Origin of the sequence: Gluconobacter albidus (assembly GCF_002723915.1) — a bacterium.
Classification (GTDB): Bacteria; Pseudomonadota; Alphaproteobacteria; order Acetobacterales; family Acetobacteraceae; genus Gluconobacter; species Gluconobacter albidus.
Map to the genome: position 1 here is coordinate 1 of NZ_BEWL01000034.1, position 4,005 is coordinate 4,005.

5 protein-coding genes and 1 pseudogene are annotated in these 4,005 nt (G+C 57.8%); 4 read left to right on the plus strand and 2 right to left on the minus strand.

The window, feature by feature from the left end:
• Positions 1 to 253 (minus strand): annotated as a pseudogene (locus GAL01_RS15230) (MFS transporter); the annotation flags it as partial.
• Between the two features lie 105 nt (positions 254 to 358).
• Here GAL01_RS15230 and GAL01_RS15235 point away from each other — a divergent pair.
• From GAL01_RS15235 to GAL01_RS15250, 4 genes are all read left to right on the plus strand, one after another.
• Positions 359 to 976: a TetR/AcrR family transcriptional regulator gene (locus GAL01_RS15235; RefSeq protein WP_062027044.1), complete on the plus strand. Its 618-nt coding sequence runs from the start codon at positions 359 to 361 to the stop codon at positions 974 to 976.
• Positions 977 to 1,146: 170 nt separating this feature from the next.
• Positions 1,147 to 1,908: an SDR family NAD(P)-dependent oxidoreductase gene (locus GAL01_RS15240; RefSeq protein ID WP_062027047.1), complete on the plus strand. Its 762-nt coding sequence runs from the start codon at positions 1,147 to 1,149 to the stop codon at positions 1,906 to 1,908.
• A gap of 31 nt (positions 1,909 to 1,939) precedes the next feature.
• Positions 1,940 to 2,392 carry an SRPBCC family protein gene (locus GAL01_RS15245; protein ID WP_062027049.1) on the plus strand — a complete coding sequence of 151 codons (453 nt, stop codon included), beginning with the start codon at positions 1,940 to 1,942 and terminating at the stop codon, positions 2,390 to 2,392.
• A gap of 14 nt (positions 2,393 to 2,406) precedes the next feature.
• Positions 2,407 to 3,297 carry an aldo/keto reductase gene (locus GAL01_RS15250; RefSeq protein ID WP_062027051.1) on the plus strand — a complete coding sequence of 297 codons (891 nt, stop codon included), beginning with the start codon at positions 2,407 to 2,409 and terminating at the stop codon, positions 3,295 to 3,297.
• 18 nt (positions 3,298 to 3,315) lie between these two features.
• On the opposite strand, the gene GAL01_RS15255 is transcribed toward GAL01_RS15250, so the two are convergent.
• Entirely contained in the window at positions 3,316 to 3,780 is a 465-nt protein-coding gene (locus tag GAL01_RS15255; protein ID WP_062027053.1) for a nuclear transport factor 2 family protein, read from the minus strand.
• Between the last annotated feature and the right edge of the window lie 225 nt (positions 3,781 to 4,005).

A 4,005-nucleotide genomic window follows, 5' to 3' on the forward strand; every position in this document is an offset into this window, starting at 1 on the left:
GCCTCCGCCGCCAGCGCTGTGTGGCGAGTGTCAGTGGGATCGCGGCACTCAGGGAGCCCAGAGCATAAGATGTCACCATCTGTCCTGCCAATGCCGGGGAAATGTGCAGGCTCACCCCGATCTGAGGCAGCAGACCGGCGGGCAGCGTTTCGGTCATGATGCAGATGAAACCGGTCATGGCCAGTGCGAGCAGACCGGCTACAGGCAACCTGTCCTCAGTGCTCTTCGCGGGTGATGTCGTATTGGGGGTCATACGGCTCTCATATATGGAACGATCGGTATATATATGAGGACCTCAAAACCTTGGCAATCACTTCTGGATCACTTAATATGAAAGTCTTTCAAAAGGAGCAGCACCATGGCGCGAACAGGGCGTCCCCGGGAGTTTGACAGGGACAAAGCACTCGATGCCGCCATGACGCTTTTCTGGGCGCAGGGCTACGAACCGACCTCCCTGACACAGCTCAAATCCTGCATGGGCCATATTTCGCCTGCAAGTTTCTATGCCGCGTTCGGCTCGAAGGAAGCCCTGTTTCGCGAAGTGGTGCAGCATTATCTGGCGACCTACGGGCAGGTGATGGCGCCCTTATGGGACGAAAACCTGATACCGCGGGATGCGATTGAACGGGCTTTGCGCGGTTCGGCGCGCATGCAGGCTTCCCGGACGCATCCCTGTGGCTGTCTGGTCGTATCGGGCGCCAGTAACTGTTCGCCCGAAAACGAAGCCGTTCAGGCCCTTCTCGCTGCAGAGCGCCAGCGAACGCGGACCGGAATCCGGGTCTGTGTGGAACGCGCGCTTGCCCGCGGCGAACTGCGCGATTGTGCAACAACAGCGGCCCTACCCGATATTTTCGCGACATTTTTCCATGGCATGACATGCGAAGCGCGGGACGGGATGACGTCAACACATCTGGATGCCGCCATCACCTCGCTTCTGACCTTATGGGATGCCAACGCGCTGCTCACTACGCCGTGAAACGGTCTGCCAGACACTGATGAGCCTGCAACAGGCCAAGCCTTAAGCCGTTAATTCTATATCGACCACTTCATAATTCCTTGACCCTGTTTTGCGCACATATTATGGACCATCCAGTACGGAATTAAATTCCGGAACAAATCGCCGTGTCTCGGCCAAGGAATCCGGTTATGAGCAAACAGGACATCGCATTCGTCACGGGTGCCAATCGCGGCATCGGATACAGTATCGCGAAACATCTGATTGCCTCGGGCATCAACGTGATCGGGACCTATCACTCCAACGAAGACGAGGCGAACGCTGCCGAAGCAGCCCTCGTCGGCGAAAATGCAAAACTGCGCATGTTGAAGCTGGATATCGTGGACCATGAATCGTTCGCGAATTTTTCCGGGCAGGTCAGAGCAATTCTCGAACGCGAATTCGGCCAACAGAGGCTGAATTATGTGGTCCAGAATGCGGGCAATATCATTCACACCCGCTTCGATGCTGCGACATCCGAACAGCTCGACAACCAGTACAACATCCATTTCAAAGGCCCCTATCTGCTGACGGTGGCCCTCCTGCCCCTGATCCGGGTCGGCGGTCGCATTCTCAACATCACCTCTGCCGCGACCCGCTTTTACCTGACGGATCATGGACCTTATTCAGCCATGAAAGCCGCTACCGAAGTCATCTCGCTCTACATGGCGAAAGAACTGGGAGAGCGGGGCATTACCGTCAATGCCGTCGCCCCCGGCGCGATCGCCTCGGATTTCGGCGGTGGTCTGGTCCGTGACGATGCCACGATCAATAAAAGCCTTGCAGACATCACACCCCTCGGGCGTGTCGGACAGCCCGACGATATCGGAGCTGCGGTCCGTGCCCTTCTGTCGGACGACATGCGCTGGGTGAATGGCCAACGCATCGAGGTGACGGGAGGGCAGTCGCTATGAGGGCCACACAATTCCAAGCGAAGCCAGCCTCATGATCCACGTTATGGCCAGCAGTATCATTCCTGCATCCCTTCCCTCTGTCTGGCGGCTGGTCCGTAATTTCGGCGCCCTTGGACGCTGGTTGCCGGGCGTCAGAAGCTGCGTGATCGAAGGCAATGAGTCCGGTGACCGCGTCGGCGCAATCCGCCTGGTTGAGATGGGGGATGTCGGACTCATCCGCGAACAGCTTCTGGCACTCTCCGACGTGGATCACGCGGTCACGTTCTCGATCGTTGAATCAGCCCTGCCGGTCCGGAACTATCGCTCTACCATCAGCCTTCTTCCCATAACGAAGAGCGACCACACGTTCATCCAATGGCGGGGGCAGTTCGAGGCCCCAGCCGAACATGCCGCCAGTATGGAGGCCCGGATGCCGACACAGATCTACCAGCCAGCTTTCGACAGACTGGCCGAGATACTGGCCTCAGAGACGACATTGTCATGAAGGAACCTAAACCCATGATCCAGTCCCCCTCTAACGCTTCCCGATCAGGCACATTCAGGATTGGTGGCGATCTCGGCATCAACCGGCTTGGTTTCGGTGCGATGCGCATTACTGGCCAAGGTATATGGGGACCGCCCGCCGATCACGACGAGGCCATCCGCACACTGAAGCGCCTCCCAGAACTCGGCGTCAATTTCATCGACACGGCGGATTCCTATGGTCCGGACGTCTCCGAATGGCTGATCAGGGAAGCTCTGCATCCCTATCCCAAAGACTTGGTCATCGCGACGAAAGGCGGCCTCACCCGCTCCGGCCCCGACATCTGGAAACCGGTCGGACGGCCAGAATATCTATTGCAGCAGGTGCACAAAAGCCTGCGCAACCTCGGCGTCGAGCAGATTGATCTGTGGCAACTCCATCGGATCGATCCCAGAGTCCCGGCAGACGAACAGTTCGACGCGATCCGCTCCTTCATTGATCAGAAACTGATCCGTCATGCAGGACTGAGCGAGGTCTCTGTCGACAACATCAAAACAGCATCGAAATTCTTCGAGGTCGCGACCGTCCAGAACCGCTACAATCTCGTCGATCGCACCAGCGAGGACGTACTCGACTACTGCACGCAGCAGAACATCGGGTTCATCCCGTGGTTCCCTCTCGCCGCCGGCGACCTCGCCAGGCCGGGATCCATATTGGACACGATGGCGAAGAAATACGGCTCGCACCCAAGCCAGATTGCTCTTGCCTGGGTCCTGATGCGCAGCAAGGCGATGCTTCCGATCCCCGGCACGTCCAAGGTCGCCCATCTGGAACAGAATGTCGCGGCTGCCGACATCACACTGTCCGATGAAGACTTCGCGGCGCTGGACGCAGAAGGCCGCAAGGCGTTCCAGTCAACGCCTTAAGGAAGCGCGTCCGGACAGTTACAATCCCAGTGTCGAAAGACCGGGGTGACTGTCCGGACGCCGTCCCTCAGGCCACCGGAACAGGCGGTCGGTCGCCGAAATGGGTTGGTCGTTGATTGACGCTGCGCGGTAACGCATCAACCCGTTTTCATCGAACTCCCAGTTCTCGTTCCCATGGGACCTGAACCACTGTCCGGCCTGATCCTGCCACTCATAAGCAAAGCGGACCGCGATCCGGTTATCCTGAAAAGCCCAGAGTTCCTTGATAAGGCGGTATTCCTGCTCGCGCTCCCATTTGCGCGTCAGGAACGCCACGATGTCCTCTCGTCCGTGGATGAATTCCAGGCGATTGCGCCACTGGCTATCGGTCGTATAGGCCTGCGCCACCTTTTCAGGATCCTGGCCATTCCAGGCATCTTCCGCGAGGCGGACTTTCTGAGCAGCAGTTTCAGCATTGAAGGGAGGCAATGGGGGTCGGGACATAGGGAATTCCGCCTCTGGTTCGGGGACGGATCACGAGTTGATCCGAGACCTGTCAGTGTTTTCCAAAAGAGCATTTGACGAAAGGACAACGATCCCTCATTTCAAGCCATGACCAGACAGATCGGTATTCTTCTCTATCCAGACTTCCAGTTGCTCGACGCTGCCGGAGTGACGGCAGCCTTCGAGATTGCCGGAGGATTTGGGGGAGCTGCGTATGAGATGACG